Below are 16,492 nucleotides of genomic sequence, written 5' to 3' on the forward strand. Positions count from 1 at the left end.
GGGTTGATCCCCCTGCTCGTACCGATGGAGACGGCCTGGTACCAGCCGATCGTCGACTTCGGCAGCACTCTGATGCAGCCCTTGTACTGGGCGGTTTCCGGGCTGCTGGTGCTGTTCCACTACCTGTGGTCGCCGCTGCTCGGTGCAGACAACGGCTGGACCTGGGTGCTGTCGATCGTCTGCCTGACGGTGATCATCCGGGTGCTGCTGATCCCGCTGTTCGTCCGGCAGATCAAGTCGTCCCGGCAGATGCAGCTGATCCAGCCGAAGGTGCGGGAGCTGCAGAAGAAGTACGGCCACGACCGGCAGAAGCTCGGCGAAGAGACGATGAAGCTCTATCGCGAGGAGGGCGCCAACCCGATGGCGTCCTGCCTGCCGCTGCTGCTGCAGTCACCGATCTTCTTTGCTTTGTTCCGGGTGCTCGACGGTGCTGCGCACGGGATTCCGCGCGGTCAATGGCTGAAGGATCGCCGGCCGCTGCTGGATTCCCTGCAGAACGCGGAGATCTTCGGGGCGCGGATCTCGGACACGTTCATGGTTGTCGGCTTCGACAACGGCATCACCAGCATCCACATCGTCTGCGTGTTGTTGATCATCGCGATGACCGTGACCATGTTCATCACGCAGCTGCAGTTGATGCGGAAGAACATGCCGCCGGAGGCCTTGCAGGGCCAGTTCGCGCAGCAGCAGAAGATCATGCTGTACGTGTTCCCGCTGGCGTTCGCCGTCGGTGGCATCAACTTCCCGGTCGGCGTGCTGATCTACTGGTTCACCTCGAACCTGTGGACGATGGGCCAGCAGTTCTACGTCATCCGCCGCAACCCGTCCCCGGGTACGCCGGCGTACGAGGCGTGGGAAGCGCGGCGGCGCGCGAAGGGCAAGCCGGTCACGCCGGCGGACAAGGACAAGACGTCGGCGCCGAACGGTGTCGCACGGCGGAACGGCAAGGGCGCCGAGCCGGCGACGGTACCGGTGGAGCCGGACACGCCGAGGGTGGCTCGACAGCAGCCACGTCGGCAGACCAGATCACAGCGCAAGCGTTGAGCGCACAACCAGGAGGACCAGTGAACGACACCCAGCAGATCGACCAGGCGACGGTGGCGGATCCCGCGTCGGAGGAACAGGTGCGCGCCGAGGTCGACGTACCCGAGGTGGCGGCGGACGAGGACGCGGCTGCTCCGGCTGCCGAGTTGGACGCCGATGCTGCCGAGGCCGCGGAGTCGGACGAACTCGAGGACGACGAGGAAGACTCCGAGGACGACGACTCCGACGACGATTCGGATGATGACTCCGAGGATGCCGGGCCGACCAGCCGACTCGAGGTCGAGGCTGAGGTGGCGGCGGACTACCTGGAGGAACTACTCGACATCGCCGATCTCGACGGCGACTTGGACACGTTCGTCGACGGCGACCGGGCCCACGTGTCGATCCTGACCGACACCGACGTGCTCGTCGGGTCGAACGGGGAGGTCCTCGACTCGCTGCAGGAATTGGCTCGGCTGGCTGTACTGACCGAGACCGGCGACCGGAGCCGACTGATGCTGGACGTCGCCGGCTACCGCGAGCGGCGCCGGAAGGAACTGACCGATCTGGCCAGCGACGCGGTGACCGAGGTCAAGGAGAGCTCGGAGCGGGTTGCCCTGGCGGCGATGAACGCGTTCGAGCGGAAGGTCGTGCACGACGTGGTTGCGGCCGCGGGTCTGGTGAGCGAGTCGGAGGGCGAGGAGCCGAACCGGCGCGTCGTGGTCCTTCCGAGCGCGTGATCGATCCGTCGACGCTGGATCAGGTCTTCGGGGATAACAACAAACTGACAGAGCGATATGTCGATATAGTGATTGATCGAGGTATCGCCTGGGGTTTGCTGGGTCCACGTGAGGCCGACAGCATCTGGCCGAGGCACATCCTCAACTCGGCCGCCGTCCGGGAGCTGGTGCCGGAGGGTACGACCGTGGTGGACGTCGGCAGCGGTGCCGGTCTGCCGGGAATTCCCCTCGCCCTGAGCCGGCCCGACCTAGAGGTCGTCCTCCTGGAGCCGCTGCTCCGCCGGGTCACGTTTCTCCAGGGTGTGATCGACGAGCTCGGCCTGGCACCACGGGTGACCGTATGCCGGGGTCGGGCGGAGGAACACGGAGTTCGGTACGGGACCGTACTGTCCCGGGCCGTCGCGCCCTTGGGCCGGCTGATCGGCTGGTGCGCACCGTTGCGTACGGATGCCGGTCAGCTGCTGGCGATGAAGGGGAGCTCGGCGGAGCGCGAGATCACCGAAGCCCGCCCTGTCCTCGCCGAACACGAGCTGGCGGCGCAGGTCGTCACGGTCGGTGACGACGCACTCGGTGGGACCGCGACCGTGGTCCGCATGGCACCCCGGCTGCGGCGCTGAGGATCTTGTTCACGGCCTCTTCGTTGGGCTGTGTGCGGAAAGACTTCTCTTGTTTGCAAGGGACTTCGTCATGATCAACAAGGACGGATAGTCCCACTGGGGGTACCAACCCAAGCCGGAATGATCTTGGGTCCTCTGCGGTGCGCTTCTGGCTGCGCCGGCACACACTCGGAGCCAACCGCCGGCGCAACCTCGTGGATTGAGTCCCAAGGGTGGACCTCCCTGCTCCGCTGACTGAGCGCCGCCCGGCTTGCTGCAACGTGTGCCCTGCCACGGCGGTTGCGAGGAGCTGCTGGAGCTGGTCGGGGTGGACCGGTGCGTTCCCGCACGAGCTGTCCGGCGGGATGCGGCAGCGGGTCATGATCGCGATGACGCTGGTCCTGGATCCGCAGCTGATGATCGACGGGTTCGTGCTGGCCCGCCTGGGACCGAGTAGATCTCGGCTGTGGTCTCCGGTCTGGCCTGCGTCTCTCGATCACCTCGAGGTGGACGGGTTGCCTGCGGACGCGGAGGGTGCGCCGGCCGCCGTGCACAGACGATTGTCGGCTTCCGGATTCGGTATCGGCTCGGCGAGAGATCCGCCGGCTGAGCCCGCTGGGGCTCGAAGTGGAGGCAGAGATGTGATTGGAGGCGACAGGGGAGAAGGAGGATGGTGTCTCCGGCCGACTGAGACGGCCGTCCTTGTCCTGCCGTCCGTCTCCTGAGAAGAGTATTGGCGCCCTGCTGACTTGGGGGTTGGGCTTGATCGGATCAGTGGGCGCAGACCTGGTCGGCCCGAAGTCGGGGCGCTGCCCGCGGTCGCCCGCGATGTCCAGGAGAGGTCGGCTACGGTCGCCCGTTCGGTCAATTGCGCCAGTCTGACTGGCTGGCGCAACGAGTCGGGACTCTCGATTCGGCCCGGCGTGAGGACTCCCCGGATCAGCTTCCAGGCCTGCCCGCATGCGGACCGTTCCGCGACCGGCTGTCGAGGCTGCACTCTCCTGGGTCACTGTCGATGTCAGGCAAGGATCGAGTCACCGCGTGCCGTCTGCACCGCTCGGCGGACCTGCTGCTCCGGCTTGACCCGGTCGGAGTGGGACGACGACTCGTTGCTCGGCACTACCGCCTTCGCAGGTCGGACGGCCCGACGCCAAGCGGTTAGGTGATTGAAGAGCCCGCCCGCAGCGCGTGGACGGTGAGCGGACGCATGTTCGTGTTGGGAGTCTGCGCTTGGGTGCATCCACGTCGTGCTGGCAGTGGTGCTGGCGCGGTACGGGGCACCGATCGGACGAGTGCGACTAATGCCGAATTTGTGGCGGCCGTGCTTAGTTGAATGTGAGGCCTGGAGGGTTCGTACTCGGCGTGGCCCGTGACGTTTCCGATCGTCGGTCTGGGCTGTTCCTCAAGGCCGGCGAGTGCTCCCGGCCGCGGAGTTCACGCGTGCCGGGCGCCGGGCCGTACACACCGGGCCGTGCCCCTGTGCACGTCGATCGGCCGGAGCGTGTACGCCGAGACGTGGTGGCGTCCGCGCTTGCGGTGGTTCGGGCGCTCGGTGCGGTGGGCGCGGACCTGGTCGGCGTCGAGCCTGCGGGCCCGCTGCGGTCGTCTGCGATGTTCAGCTCCGGCCGGCTACTGTCGCCCGTCCATTGGCTGTTCTGGTGGAACCGGGCTGGCGTGCTTCGAGAACCGCGCGCGGCGGACGGGGATCTGCGGGGTCGCGCGCCCGGTGCGTGCCCCAACGCCAAGCGATCGGTCCGGTTCCATCGACTCCGAGGCGCGCGTAGTGCCGCATTCTGTCGTTGCCACTGGGAAGTGAGCACGTGGCGTGACGAGTGGCGTGAGGCGCCTGGCCGGGCGAGGAGAGGCGTCGCTCGACGGTAGTGGCGGGTGCGGGCACCCACCGTGGGCTGGCTCGGGCGTCAGGTTCCGACGCCCCGCAGGTCCCCGTGGTAGGTGAATCCGGCGCCGATGTCAGGTGGGGCTACGTCCGCCCCGTCGTATTTTCGCAGGCTTCGCCGGTCGATCGGTTCGGTACGGCGAAGGCGTGCCCAGGGCCTTGCCCGACCAAGCGACCTAGTCGCCCTGCCCCAGGTTCACCTAGCGGAGTAGTCGACCATCGGAGTGACCCACTCGCCCTTAGCTGTGCCTGCTCTGGGTTCAGGCCAGAGCAGTTGTGCGTGCCGATGGGTGTGCGAGTTCCATGGAGGTTCGGCACGCCCATCTGTGGCTGGCGATCGGTCCTCTGGGTCCTCGAGTGTGAGGCGCTCAGGAGGTTGGCTTGGATTCAGCTCTCACCGTCTTCGGGCATTGCCGAGACGGTGATCGACGCAAGCGTTGCACGGCGTCGCCGGGCGCGGAGCCCGGCTGTTTCACGTGGAACCGCCGCCACATTCCGCGAGGGTGCCGTGTGACATGAGGCCGGCTTCTGATCGCAGACGGGATCACGAGATCTCGCCGAGAACCGATGGTTCTTGGGGAAGTTGGAGCTTGGGATGATCGTCGACAACTGAGCCTCGGGGTTCGCAGCCGAGCGGGACAGGATGAACGATCGGGAGGGGACTTCGGTCGAGTCGGGCCACGGGCGACGCGTGTGGAAGAAGGGGAGTCGTCGCGCGAGGTGAACGAGTCAGCCGCCTCCTCGCGTTCCGGGATGTGTCGCCCGGCAAGTTGGATAGCCGGACAAGGAGGACGGCCGCGGGAGTCATGGGCCTTGCGCCCAGCGAGCCGCATAGCTGGCTCTGTCGGTGGAGGGCTTCCGAGTGGGGGGACGACGGGGAAAGTGGCTTGTCGAAGTGAGTCCTGCTGAGCCCGGGTGCGCGCCCGCAGTGACGTACTGAACCCCGGACAACCCGGGGTCTCCGTTGGCACTCATCTTGCGGTGGCTCGCGGTCGACGAGGGGACAGCAGTCAGATCTCATGGCGCTGCGATCCCCAACCCCCTTTGGGGATCCAGGGGCCGGGAGGTACAGAGGGTCTGGCGCGCGGACATGGAAGGCTGCGTCCATGGGCGGCGGTGTGCTTGACGGGCTGATCGGTCGGGCGAGTGAGGTGCTCGGCCGGCGCCTCGAACTTGTGGGGCGCCTGAGCGGTGGCGCTCACGCATTGACCGCCATGGCACGGGACGCGGGTGGGACGGAGTATGTCGTGCGGCGCTTTCCTATTGGCGATCCGGCGGTCGTCGAGGAGGTGCGAGTTCTTGATCGTCTTGGTTCGCTGGGTGGCCTGGCTCCTCGCCTCGTGGCGTACGACGCGGGGCAGACCGAGGCGCCGATCATCGTCACGACCAAGCTCGATGGCGGGCCGCCGAGCCCCGACCTGTCGCCGTTTGAGATCGCGGCGCAGCTGGGCTCGGCCCTCGCGAAGATCCATACGATCGACGGTCGGGGTCTTCGTCGTGTTCCGGGAACCCGGCCGACTGGCGACGGACCGGCAGTCGAGGTGGACGGTGAGAAGGGTGACCAGCAGGAGCGGTCGGGCGCGGTGCTCGTGCACTACGACTTCTGGTGCGGGAACGCCCTCTGGCGGGACGGGACGCTGACCGGCGTCGTGGATTGGTCGGGGGCGCGGCAGGGTCCGCGAGCCGTCGACGTTGCCTGGTGCCGCCAGGATCTCGTCTTGCTGGGATCGCCCGAGTCGGCGGACCACTTCCTCCGTGTGTACGAGGAGCAGGCAGGGGTGGAGATCGACGACGTCCGGGCCTGGGACCTCGATGCCGCCCGGAGCGCCGACGGGGTGGTCGAGACCTGGGCGGTCAACTACGAAGGAATCGGCAGGCCGGAGATCACCGGAAAGGTGCTGCGAGAACGGCTCGACGGCTGGATCGCCCGGCTTCTTGACGGAAATCGTCCCCGTCAGTGAGATGCCACTGTGTGTGCCGGTGTGGATGGCGCAGTTGTCAGTGGTGGTCCAGTAACGTTGGCCTGTCGGTAGGGGAGGACGAACGTGCAGGGAACTGGGATGGTGGCATTGCGGCGGGGGAATCGCCCAGCCGCCCCGGGTGGATTGGGTTGGCCCGGGGTCACGCATGACGCGAAGTCACTGGGATGGCCCACTGTTTCACGGGAAACAATGACCTCGGGATCCGTACCTCCGACCAATGGAGTGGCCCGCGATGACTTGCCAGCAACCGTGGTCGCGACAGACACGGGTACGCCGAGCGAACCAGGGCCGGCGACGAACGGCGTGGCCGCCGAACCACGGGAACTCACCCGGTCGGTTCCGCCACTCAATTCAGCCGAGCACGACGACGCAACCACGCCACTGGCGGTCGAGATCGTCGACGTGCCCGAGGTGACGCAGCTGCCCTCCGAGAACATCGCGCAGGCTGCGACGCTCGCGCCGGAGGCCGGGCCGGGTCAAGTGGCCCCTGAGTTCACGGCTCCAACCGAGTCGATCGCTCCGGCTGTCACCGACCCTGCACCGGCGATCGAACAGCCCGAGCAGCAGGTGGACGACTACCCATCGGCCCCCACGACCGAGCCCGAGAGCGACCAGGTCGTGACGCCGCCGGGACCGTCCTTCACCGAGGAAGCGCCGGCCGACGTGGTCGACGAGACGCCCGGACTCGAACCGGAGGCGGTGACCGAGGAGGAAGCCGAGGCGGCACCGGCTCGTCCGTTGATCGGCCCGCTGCCGGCGCCGCCCGAAACGCGGGTCATGGTGGTGGCGAATCAGAAGGGTGGCGTCGGGAAGACGACGACCACGGTGAATCTCGCCGCGGCCCTCGCCATCGGCGGGCTCTCGGTTCTGGTCATCGACCTGGACCCTCAGGGCAACGCGTCCACCGCGCTCGGCGTCGAGCACGGCAGCGGTACCCGGGGAACGTACGAGGTTCTTCTGGACGGCGACGCGATCGAGGACCTGGTCGTGGACTCGCCGGAGGCTCCCAATCTTCGGGTGCTCCCGGCCACGGTCGACCTCGCCGCAGCCGAGGTGGAGCTGGTGTCGGTCGTCGCCCGCGAGGGCCGGCTGAACAAGGCACTGCGCACGTACCTCAAGGATCACCCGGCGGACTACGTGTTCTTCGACTGCCCGCCCTCGCTGGGACTGCTCACCCTCAACGCCCTGGTCGCGGCGAACGAGATCCTGATCCCGATCCAATGCGAGTACTACGCGCTCGAGGGCGTCTCGCAGCTGATGCAGACGATCAACCTGGTCAAGGGCGAACTGAACGACGAGCTCGAGTTGTCCACGGTGCTGCTCACCATGTTCGACGCCCGCACCAAGCTTGCGGCCCAGGTGGTCGACGAGGTAAGGGCGCATTTCGCCGAGCAGACGCTGCCGATGGTGATTCCACGCTCGGTCCGCATCTCCGAGGCACCGAGCTACGGGCAGACCGTCCTGACCTATCAGCCGGAATCGACCGGCGCCGAGTCGTACCTTGCGGCCGCGATCGAGATCGCTCGCCGCGGAGCAAAGGAGAATTCATGAGCGTCGGGGCCGAGCGTCGTGGACTGGGACGCGGACTGGGTGAGCTGTTCCAGCGCACCGAACCGCGGGAGGCCGCCGAGTCGCCGCAGCCGGCTCCCTCGCACCCGGTGCCGGAGGGTTCGTACTTCGCCGAGATCGACGCGAACGCCGTCACGCCGAACCCGAAGCAGCCGCGTACCGTCTTCGACGAGGACGCGATGGCCGAGCTGGTGGCCTCCATCGAGGAGGTGGGGCTGCTCCAGCCGATCGTGGTCCGGCCGATCGGCGAGGGCAAGTTCGAGCTGGTCATGGGGGAGCGCCGGTGGCGGGCCTCGCAGCAGGCCAAGCTGGAGAAGATCCCGGCGATCGTCCGGGAGACCAAGGACCACGACCTGCTCCGGGACGCCTTGCTGGAGAACCTGCACCGGTCCCAGCTGAACCCACTGGAGGAGGCGGCCGCGTACCAGCAGATGCTGGAGGACTTCGGCTGCACCCACGAGGAGCTGTCCCAGCGGATCAAGCGGTCCCGGCCGCAGATCTCCAACACGATCCGACTGCTGAAGCTGCCCCCGACCGTGCAGCGCCGGGTCGCTGCTGGCGTCCTGAGCGCGGGGCACGCCCGCGCCCTCCTTGCGGTGGAGGAACAAGCGGCCCAGGAGCGGATGGCTCAGCGGGTGGTGGCCGAAGGCCTATCGGTACGGGCGGTCGAGGAACTCGTCGCCCTGGGCGAGACCGGCGAGGACGAGCCGGTACGGAAGCGCCGCTCGAAGCCGTTCGCGCCGAAGGTGGCGGAGCTGGCCGACCGGCTGTCGAACCACTTCGAGACGCGGGTCAAGGTCGACCTGGGCAAGACCAAGGGCAAGATCGTGGTCGAGTTCGCCACCGTCGACGACCTGCACCGGATCGTCGCGGCCATGGGCCTGTCCACGCCGGGCAGCGAACCTGACGCCGGCCAAGAGTAGCCACAAACAGATCTAGCCACATACAGATATCACGATCTATCAATAAGTCGACAAATTGGCCTTTGGGAAGTTCTCGCCGAGGCTGGGCAGGATCGCGGGGGAGGCGGAGAATAGCGTGATGGAGGCCTCCGACAAGCACGTGCTCGGTCCTGGATTGCTCCCGACACCGTTCACGGCGGAGGAGATCCGAGAGTCCAGTCGGTCCGGGAAAACCATCCGGCTGTTGGTCGAGGGCCCCGACGGCTCCACGTTCGAACGGCTCAACCGCTTCCGGGACGGCGACGACACCGGCGCCACCCTGGACCGGTGGAACGCCGACGACCCGGACGACGTGTCGACCAGCCGGGTGACCTGGCGCGAACTGCAGGGACACGGGTCGTTTCCCGCCGATCGCACCGAGGTCCGCAACGAGCTGGTGGAGCTTCCGCTCGGCCGGCTGGAGTGCGTCCGCTACGACACCAGGGCGACCAGGGACGCCGAGGTGCAGACGTTCTGGTTTGCGCCGGCATATCCCGGCATGCCGGTCCGCTACGAGGTTCCGGACGGAACGGGCATCATGCGGACGACGGTGCTGAGCATCGACGCCGGCTGATCAAGGTCAGCGACCCGGCTCGGCGACCTCGGACTCCGTAGGACCGGCCGCTTCGGCGGCCTCGAGCTTGGCGAGCTTTGCCTTGACGTCCTTGGTGGCTGAGCGTTCCGCGACGAAGGACAGGAAGGGTACGGTCCCGGCCAGCGCGATCAAGATCAGCCGCTTCCAGGTCCACTTCGCCCGCCGGCCGAGGTCGAATGCGGTGATCAACAAGATCATGTAGAGCCAGCCGTGCGGCATACCGGTCCAGGTCACCACGGTCTCGTCGTGCCAGATGTAACGCATCGGGACACCGACGCACATCAGGATCACCAGAAGGACCCCGACCACGTAGGCCATGATCCGATACCGAAGCAACGCACCGCGCATGACTACGACTCTACGTCGTAGTTCTCGCCGGTCACCGGCCGGGGCCGACCGAGATCCCGGGAGACCTTGATGGCCATCCCGATCGCGAAGGCGGCGAACACCCACCACTGGACGGCATAGGCCCCGTTGCGCAATCGCCCGGGCGCATCGGGGAGCCGGTACGGAGACGGCGCGATGCCCTGGCTGTTCGCCTCGGCAGGGGCGAGGGTGACGTACCCGTTGACGAGCGAGCCCGGCCACTGCTGCGCGAGCCGCTGCACCCGGATGGCCGTGATCACGCCCGGTGCGTCCGGGTCGTTCTCGCCGGAGTCCTGGGACGGCAACAGCAGACCGGACTGGGTCAGCGTGCCGCTCGGCGGCGCCGGTGCCTGGGTCTCACCGGCGGCCAGTGAGCCACGGACCACGGCGACCAGGGTGCCGTCGGACAACTCGAATCCGGTCAGCACCCGTACCTCGGGGTCGTCCTCCGCCCGGACCAGCAGCTGCAGGTCGGGCCGGTAGCGGCCGGTGAAGGTCACCGTCCGGCCATACCCGTCGGCGACGGTCGCGCCGACGGGCGCCACCTCGGTCAACGGCCGCGGCGGCTCGGCTGCGCGTTGCGCGGCGGCCCCGAGTCCCTGTGACTGATAGACCCGCGCCTGCCAGACGCCGAGGACGCACATCGCGGCGGCGAGCGCCAGCCCGAGCAGGATGATGCCGACCCGTTGGACGAGCAGCAGGCGGGAGCGGCCGGCGACCTCGGACACGACGGTCATCCACGATCCCGATGCCGCCGGGCCGCCGCCCGGGCCAGGTCCGCGCAGGTCTCGCCGAGGCTCCAGCCGGCGGCCTCGATCGCCAGCGGCACCGACGAGGTCTCGGTGATGCCCGGAGCGACGTTCACCTCGAGGAACACAGGGACGCCGTCGGGGCGGACGATCAGGTCGGTCCGGGACAGGTCGGTCAGCCCGAGCAGGCGATGTACGGCGAGCGCGACCTCCGAACAGCGCTGGGACACCGGGTCCGGCAGGTCGGCGGGGCAGAGGAAGCGGGTGGCGCCGGCCGTGTAGCGGGCCGCGTAGTCGTAGATCCCGGAATCGGGCCGGATCTCGACGGCGGGCAGGGCCACCGGGCCGTCGCCGCGGTCGATCACCGTCACGGCGACCTCGGTGCCGTCGATGAACTTCTCGACGACGGCGACCGATCCGTACGCGAAGGCGGCCACCATCGCCGCCGGCAACTCCTCCGCGGTGGCGACCTTGCTGCAGCCCAGGGCGGACCCGCTGCGAGACGGCTTGATCATCATCGGGAAACCGATTCGCTTGCCCAGGGCGGCGACCAAGGCCTGAGCGCCGAGCTCACGGAAGATCTCGTGCGGCAACGCGACCTGCTCCGGCGTGGCGAGTCCCGCGTCCGCGACCACGGTCGTCGCGATCGACTTGTCGAAGGCGACCCGGCAGGCGGCGCCGTCGGAACCGACGAACGGGACGTCGAGCAGGTTGAAGACCTCGCGCAGCGCACCGTCCTCGCCGGTTTCGCCGTGCAGCAAGGGAAAGACGACGGCCTCGGGAAGTCCGGCCAGCCGCTCGACCAGACCCGGGTCGACGTCGGACTCGATCACCTCGAGCCCTTCGTCGCGCAGAGCCTCGGCAACCTGCCGACCGGAGCGCAGCGACACCTCACGTTCGTGCGAGAGGCCACCCGCCAGTACGACGACGGTCCCGACGTCGGTCACCGGATCCCTCCGTTCATGATCATTTTCCATGATCATCCATCACCATGATCAACTCCGTCATGATCAACTCTGGTTCGGTCGCGGTGCCTGGTACGGCAACGCGGGCCCGGTCGGGTCCGCCGCCCCGACCGTACCGAAGGTCTCGTGCAGGGCGGCCTCCCGGTTGAGCACCTCGCCCAGCCGTCGGGTGCCTTCGATGATCCGCTCCGGTGTCGGATAACAGTACGACAGCCGCATGAACCGGCTGCCGAAACCGTCGGTGTAGAAGGCGGTCCCGGGAACATAGGCGACCCGGGCGCTCACCGCCCGGGGCAGCATCGCCTGCGAGTCGAACCCGGCCGGCAGCCCGACCCAGACGAAGAAGCCGCCGGCGGGCGTGTTCCACGTGCAACCGGCCGGCAGGTGGTCGGCGAGCCCGGCGATCATGGCGTCCCGGCGTTCCCGGTACATCTCCCGGAACACCTTGATCTGGCCGCGCCAGTCATGATCACGGAGGTAGGAGGCCACGGCGAACTGGGAGAAGACCGGTGGACAGAGGGTCGCCGACTCCTGGGCCAGCACCAGCTTCTCGCGTACGGCGTGCGGCGCCAGCACCCAGCCGATCCGGAACCCGGGGGCGAAGGTCTTGGAGAACGTGCCGAGGTAGATCACCAGCTCCGACTCCAGTGACCGCAGCGTGGGCAGCGGCTCATGATCGAATCCGATCAGCCCGTACGGGTTGTCCTCGATCAGCAATAGGTCGGCCTCGCGGGCGATGGCCAGGATCTCCCGGCGGCGCTGCTCGGACTGGGTGACGCCGGCAGGGTTGTGGAAGCTCGGGATCGTGTAGAGGAACTTGACCCGCTTGCCCTGCTGGCGCAGAACCTCCAGTGCTTCCCGGAGTGCCTGGGGCGAGAGTCCTTCGGCGTCCATGCCGACGTGGCGTACCTCGCACTGGTACGCCCGGAAGACACCGAGCGCGCCGACATAGGACGGCGCCTCGCAGAGCACGACGTCGCCCGGGTCGCAGAACAGCCGGGTGACCAGATCCAGCCCCTGCTGGGAGCCGACGGTGACCGTCACGTCGTCCGGATGGGCGGCGATCCCCTCCAGGCCCATCACCTCGCAGATGGCCTCCCGCAGCAACGGTTCGCCCTGGCCGCTGCCGTACTGCATCGCGACCCGGCCGTCGTCGAGGACCAGCCGCTGCAGCGAATTCCCGACGACGTCGAGCGGCAGATCGGCGATGTTCGGCATCCCGCCGGCCAGCGACACCACCTCCGGCCGGTTCGCCACGGCGAACAGTGCCCGGATGGCCGACGCCGTCATGCCGTGGGTCCGGACCGCGTACCGGTCGACGTAGTGGTCCAGCCTGGTGTCGCGACGCCGGACCGGAGGCTCAGCGGACTGGCTCGGGGGTTCGGGGGAGGAGGTCACCCCACCAGGGTGCACCACGTCGGCGCTCCGCCACAGTCCATCTCGCAACAGCCCTGGTACGGCGACGCGCCCAAATCCGCGCGCACCCGGACGCCGCCAGACGCACAGCTTCGGGTGTGCGGCGGTACTAGCATGGGCCGCATGAACAGGGCGCGGCGACCGGCGGTGCAGCCCACGACGGGCGGGCCTCGGCTGCGCCGGTGGTTCGGCTGGCTGCTGACTGGGCTCGCGTTCGGGCTGTTGATCGGCTTCGCGGCGGGCCTGACCCGACCCCGCCCGGCTCCGGGCTTCGCCGACCCCGGGCCCCGCTGATGCGCTCCCGGCGGACCCGCCTGCTCGCCGCGGGTGATCTGAACCGACTGCCGCCCACCTGCCTCGAAGCGATGCCGGGCGTCGATGCCGCCTGGGCCGAACAGGTCTGCGGCCGCTGGGGTGCGTGCGGCGTGATGACGGTCAACGCGGGTGAGGTGATCGGCTTCCTGCTGGTGGCTCCGCCGGACCTGCTGCCCGCGGGTTCGGACTTCGCGGTCGGCGCGAGCCGGGATGCGGCGGTCCTGATCACCGGCTGGGTCGCCGAACCCCATCGCCGGCACGGCGTCGGTAAGCAACTGGTCCGCTCCGCGGCCGCCTTCGCAGTGCGCCGCTCGATCCGTGCGCTGGAGGCGTTCGGCTCGACGGTGGCGACGACGAACGGCACTCGGGCCACCGTCCTGCTGCCGGTCGGTTGGCTGACCGCGGTCGGGTTCGAGGTGAGCCGGCCGCATCCGATCACCCCGCGGCTCCGGATGGAACTCCGCTCGACGGCCCGCTGGCGCTTCGAATTGAGTTCGGTGATCGGCCGCCTGGCCGGGCTGGTGGCGAGGCCGGCACCGCCGGAGCCGGCGAGCTACGAACCGGCGCGGTTCGACTCGGACCGAGCTGGGGTACCGACTCAGGGTTCGCACGGCATCTGAGAGAGTACGGGCCATGGCGGAGGGGTTGCCGCGGCTCGCGGTCGTCGGAATTCACGGGTACGGGGCGTCCCATCTTCGGGCGGCCACCGAGCGGCAGGACCGGATCGACCTGGTCGGCGTCTGCGATACCAAGCCGGACGACAGCGGACGGCTCGATCCGAGCGTCCCGGTGTTCACCGACGTCGCCGAACTGCTGGACCGGACCCGGCCCGAGATCGTGACCATCGCGACCCCGATCCACACCCACCTGCCGTTCGCCGAGGCGGCTTTGCGCTCGGGTGCCGACGTGTTGCTGGAGAAGCCGCCGGTCGCCACGATGCAGCAGTTCGACCAGTTGCTCGAGGTCGCCGCGGAGACCGGCCGGGTGGTCCAGATCGGTTTTCAGAGCCTGGGTTCGGCGGCCTTCCCGGCGCTCGACACCATGATCGACTCGGGCCGGCTGGGCGAGCTGGTCGGAATCTCCGGCGTCGGAGTCTGGCTCCGTACCTTCAGCTACTGGAAACGCTCCGCCTGGGCCGGCCGCCGGACGATCGACGGCGTGCCGGTGATGGACGGGGTGATCACCAACCCGCTGGCCCACGCGACCTCCGCGGCACTCCGGCTGGCCCGGGCACAGCGGGCCGACGAACTGGCCGAGGTCGAGGTGGACCTGTTCCGGGCCAATGCGATCGAGTCGGACGACACCTCGGTGGTCCGGGTGGTGACGAACGACGGGACCCGGGTCACGCTCGGTCTGACCCTCTGCGCGGAGCAGTCGCAGGAGGCGCCGTACGTCGAGGTGGTCGGCACCGAGCAGGCGGCCCGGTTCTTCTACACCCAGGACCGGGTGGAGCTCCGGGCCGCGACGGACCTGACCGGGGCGCCGGCCGAGACGCTGACCTACGAACGGACCAGCCTGCTGGACAACCTGCTCGCGCACCGGGCGACCGGCGAGCCGCTGCTCTGCCCGCTGCTGGACACCGGCGGTTTCATGCGAGTCGTCGACGCGGTGGCCGCCGGGGAGCCGCGGCCGCTCGATCCGTCGGTGACCGAACTCGTCGAGGCCGACGGCGAGCAGCGGATGATGATCCCCGGGATCGACGCCTGGGTCCGCCGGGCCGCCTACGAGCACGCGACGTTCACCGCGCTCGGCGCACCCTTCACTCGCTGACGACGAGCCGCTGAAAGGTATCAGCGGTCCGCAGCGAAGGCGCCTCCGTGGGCTATTGACCCGCCGAGATCCTCTGGCCTACTGTTTTGAACTCAAGATCAAAACGATTCAATCGTGGATCGACGTACGAGGGGGTGCGTGCCGGTGACCCATGCTGCAAGCCCGGACCGGGGATCGACCGAACGACCGCCACTGTCCCGGCGCTCTTTGCTGCGAGCGGGGGGCCTGCTCACCGCCGGCCTCGCCGTCGGAGCGGGCGCCGGCTGCTCGGTGGTCAGTTCGGGACGCGACGCGACGGCGGTGCGGCCGAACAAGGAGCCCGCACCCGGCCGCAAGAAGACCATCGAGATCTACAACATCTGGGGTTCCACGGTCGGCAGCGGCCTGGTCCAGTGCGCCAAGGCCTTCGAGGATTCCCAGGACGAGATCGCGGTCCGGGTCACCTTCGCGCCGACGCCGGGTGGTGGCAGCACGATCCAGCAGAAGCTGTTCACGGCGATCGCCGGCGGCCAGGCCCCGGACATCGGGTTCTGCGACGCCGCGCTGGCGCCGAGCTGGACCTCGCTCGGGATCATGAAGGACCTGACGCCGTACTTCGAACGCGACGGCGTGCTGCTGGAGGACTTCTTCCCGGTCTGCGCGGCCAGCATGGCCTACCAGGACCGGGTCTGGAGCGTGCAGTGGGACGCCGACGCGAACTTCCCGTTCTTCTGGAACAAGGGACTGTTCTCCGAGTGCGGCCTCGACCCGGAACGCCCGCCGACCACGATCGAGGAGATCGATCAGATGGCGGCGGAGATCAACCGGGTGGAGGGCGGCCAGGCCACCCAGATCGGGATCATGCCGTGGAACCAGTACGGCGGCGGCAACTCGATGCTCACCTGGGGCTACTCCTTCGGTGGCAAGTTCTGGAACGACGGCACCAACGAGGCGACCACGGACGACGAGCCGAACATCAGGGCGTTGGAGTGGATGACCAAGTCGGCCCAGAGCATCGGCGGTGCCGAGGCGGCCGCGATCGCCCCGCCGTCCTTGCAGCTGCACCCCTTCTCGACCGGCAAGCTCGGCATGGCCTGCCTGGTCACGCCGAACCTGCTGCAGATCAAGCAACTGCACCCGGAGATCGAGATCGGCGCCACCCTGCTGCCGTACGCGCCGCCGGGAGCCAGCCGGCCCGGTGAGGGTGCCTGGCTCGGTGGTTGGTCGGGCTTCATCCCGGCCGCGGCGAAGGAGCCGGACGCCGCCTGGGAGTTCCTCAAGTGGTTCGCGATCTCCGATGAGGGAACCCAGACCCAGTGGGACAACATCGGCTTCCCGGTCGGGTACGCGAAGGCTCCGGTGAACCAGGCGATCGCGAGCGACCCGGACGCCGGGGTCTACCACGAGACGCTGAGCAAGATGGAGCACACCCGGCCGTTGATCACGGTCAGCGAGTTCCACCACCAGCAGATGGAGACCCAGGTGATGGCCGCCGTGTACGGACAGCGGACGGCACAGCAGGCCCTGCAACGGGTCAAGGAACTCAGCCTCCGCGAGGCCGAACGATTCGAACGGGTCGGGTGATCAAC

The 16,492-nt window shown here is 68.5% G+C and carries 15 protein-coding genes; 11 read left to right on the plus strand and 4 right to left on the minus strand.

Features of this window, described 5'->3' with window-relative positions; translation table 11 throughout:
• Positions 1-24 precede the first annotated feature (24 nt).
• From yidC to ACFQU4_RS05385, 7 genes are all read left to right on the plus strand, one after another.
• Positions 25-1,044 carry a membrane protein insertase YidC gene (gene yidC, locus ACFQU4_RS05355; protein WP_377488766.1) on the plus strand — a complete coding sequence of 340 codons (1,020 nt, stop codon included), beginning with the start codon at positions 25-27 and terminating at the stop codon, positions 1,042-1,044.
• A gap of 107 nt (positions 1,045-1,151) precedes the next feature.
• Entirely contained in the window at positions 1,152-1,763 is a 612-nt protein-coding gene (locus ACFQU4_RS05360) for a protein jag (RefSeq protein WP_377488769.1), read from the plus strand.
• A complete protein-coding gene (rsmG, locus tag ACFQU4_RS05365) occupies positions 1,760-2,380 on the plus strand; it encodes a 16S rRNA (guanine(527)-N(7))-methyltransferase RsmG (RefSeq protein WP_377487812.1) in 621 nt (206 codons plus the stop codon). Before ACFQU4_RS05360 ends, rsmG begins: the two co-directional genes overlap by 4 nt.
• A 2,982-nt stretch (positions 2,381-5,362) precedes the next feature.
• Positions 5,363-6,217, plus strand: a complete 855-nt coding sequence (locus ACFQU4_RS05370; RefSeq protein WP_377487814.1) for a phosphotransferase family protein — start codon at positions 5,363-5,365, stop codon at positions 6,215-6,217.
• A 798-nt stretch (positions 6,218-7,015) separates the two neighbouring features.
• On the plus strand, positions 7,016-7,789 hold the full coding sequence (locus ACFQU4_RS05375; RefSeq protein ID WP_377488772.1) for a ParA family protein: 774 nt from the start codon (positions 7,016-7,018) through the stop codon (positions 7,787-7,789).
• Positions 7,786-8,730: a ParB/RepB/Spo0J family partition protein gene (locus ACFQU4_RS05380; RefSeq protein ID WP_377487816.1), complete on the plus strand. Its 945-nt coding sequence runs from the start codon at positions 7,786-7,788 to the stop codon at positions 8,728-8,730. Before ACFQU4_RS05375 ends, ACFQU4_RS05380 begins: the two co-directional genes overlap by 4 nt.
• A gap of 118 nt (positions 8,731-8,848) precedes the next feature.
• The gene (locus ACFQU4_RS05385; RefSeq protein ID WP_377487818.1) at positions 8,849-9,322 is read left to right on the plus strand and encodes a hypothetical protein; all 474 of its coding nucleotides are present in this window, start codon (positions 8,849-8,851) and stop codon (positions 9,320-9,322) included.
• A gap of 6 nt (positions 9,323-9,328) precedes the next feature.
• On the opposite strand, the gene ACFQU4_RS05390 is transcribed toward ACFQU4_RS05385, so the two are convergent.
• From ACFQU4_RS05390 to ACFQU4_RS05405, 4 genes are read right to left on the minus strand one after another with little or no spacing between them, the layout of a single operon-like run.
• Positions 9,329-9,691 (minus strand): DUF3817 domain-containing protein, encoded by a 363-nt coding sequence (locus ACFQU4_RS05390; protein ID WP_377487820.1) that lies wholly within the window; start codon positions 9,689-9,691, stop codon positions 9,329-9,331.
• A 2-nt stretch (positions 9,692-9,693) separates the two neighbouring features.
• Entirely contained in the window at positions 9,694-10,446 is a 753-nt protein-coding gene (locus tag ACFQU4_RS05395; RefSeq protein WP_377487822.1) for an SURF1 family protein, read from the minus strand.
• Complete coding sequence (locus ACFQU4_RS05400; RefSeq protein ID WP_377488775.1) at positions 10,443-11,435, minus strand: D-alanine--D-alanine ligase; 993 nt, start codon at positions 11,433-11,435, stop codon at positions 10,443-10,445. The genes ACFQU4_RS05395 and ACFQU4_RS05400 overlap by 4 nt, the downstream gene beginning before the upstream one ends.
• A 33-nt stretch (positions 11,436-11,468) precedes the next feature.
• Entirely contained in the window at positions 11,469-12,821 is a 1,353-nt protein-coding gene (locus ACFQU4_RS05405) for a PLP-dependent aminotransferase family protein (RefSeq protein ID WP_377487824.1), read from the minus strand.
• A 141-nt stretch (positions 12,822-12,962) separates the two neighbouring features.
• On the opposite strand from ACFQU4_RS05405, the gene ACFQU4_RS05410 reads away from it, so the two are divergent.
• The 4 genes from ACFQU4_RS05410 to ACFQU4_RS05425 all read left to right on the plus strand — a co-directional run bounded on the left by ACFQU4_RS05410 (position 12,963) and on the right by ACFQU4_RS05425 (position 16,487).
• The gene (locus tag ACFQU4_RS05410) at positions 12,963-13,133 is read left to right on the plus strand and encodes a hypothetical protein (protein ID WP_377487826.1); all 171 of its coding nucleotides are present in this window, start codon (positions 12,963-12,965) and stop codon (positions 13,131-13,133) included.
• Between the two features lie 71 nt (positions 13,134-13,204).
• A complete protein-coding gene (locus tag ACFQU4_RS05415) occupies positions 13,205-13,774 on the plus strand; it encodes a GNAT family N-acetyltransferase (protein WP_377487828.1) in 570 nt (189 codons plus the stop codon).
• Positions 13,775-13,787: 13 nt separating this feature from the next.
• Positions 13,788-14,924 (plus strand): Gfo/Idh/MocA family protein, encoded by a 1,137-nt coding sequence (locus ACFQU4_RS05420; RefSeq protein ID WP_377487830.1) that lies wholly within the window; start codon positions 13,788-13,790, stop codon positions 14,922-14,924.
• A 144-nt stretch (positions 14,925-15,068) separates the two neighbouring features.
• Positions 15,069-16,487, plus strand: a complete 1,419-nt coding sequence (locus tag ACFQU4_RS05425; RefSeq protein ID WP_377487832.1) for an extracellular solute-binding protein — start codon at positions 15,069-15,071, stop codon at positions 16,485-16,487.
• Positions 16,488-16,492: the final 5 nt, after the last annotated feature.

The sequence above is a fragment of the Microlunatus sp. GCM10028923 genome (assembly GCF_042666975.1).
In the GTDB taxonomy this organism is placed as follows: domain Bacteria; phylum Actinomycetota; class Actinomycetes; order Propionibacteriales; family Propionibacteriaceae; genus Microlunatus.

Bases quoted from the DNA above. Each gene is read 5' to 3' on its own strand.
- yidC (WP_377488766.1), top strand. From the start codon at position 25: ATGGAGACGGCCTGGTACCAGCCGATCGTCGACTTCGGCAGCACTCTG.
- ACFQU4_RS05370 (WP_377487814.1), top strand. From the start codon at position 5,363: ATGGGCGGCGGTGTGCTTGACGGGCTGATCGGTCGGGCGAGTGAGGTG.
- ACFQU4_RS05375 (WP_377488772.1), top strand. From the start codon at position 7,016: ATGGTGGTGGCGAATCAGAAGGGTGGCGTCGGGAAGACGACGACCACG.
- ACFQU4_RS05380 (WP_377487816.1), top strand. From the start codon at position 7,786: ATGAGCGTCGGGGCCGAGCGTCGTGGACTGGGACGCGGACTGGGTGAG.
- ACFQU4_RS05385 (WP_377487818.1), top strand. From the start codon at position 8,849: ATGGAGGCCTCCGACAAGCACGTGCTCGGTCCTGGATTGCTCCCGACA.
- ACFQU4_RS05390 (WP_377487820.1), bottom strand. From the start codon at position 9,691: ATGCGCGGTGCGTTGCTTCGGTATCGGATCATGGCCTACGTGGTCGGG.
- ACFQU4_RS05395 (WP_377487822.1), bottom strand. From the start codon at position 10,446: ATGACCGTCGTGTCCGAGGTCGCCGGCCGCTCCCGCCTGCTGCTCGTC.
- ACFQU4_RS05400 (WP_377488775.1), bottom strand. From the start codon at position 11,435: ATGGAAAATGATCATGAACGGAGGGATCCGGTGACCGACGTCGGGACC.
- ACFQU4_RS05410 (WP_377487826.1), top strand. From the start codon at position 12,963: ATGAACAGGGCGCGGCGACCGGCGGTGCAGCCCACGACGGGCGGGCCT.
- ACFQU4_RS05415 (WP_377487828.1), top strand. From the start codon at position 13,205: ATGCCGGGCGTCGATGCCGCCTGGGCCGAACAGGTCTGCGGCCGCTGG.
- ACFQU4_RS05420 (WP_377487830.1), top strand. From the start codon at position 13,788: ATGGCGGAGGGGTTGCCGCGGCTCGCGGTCGTCGGAATTCACGGGTAC.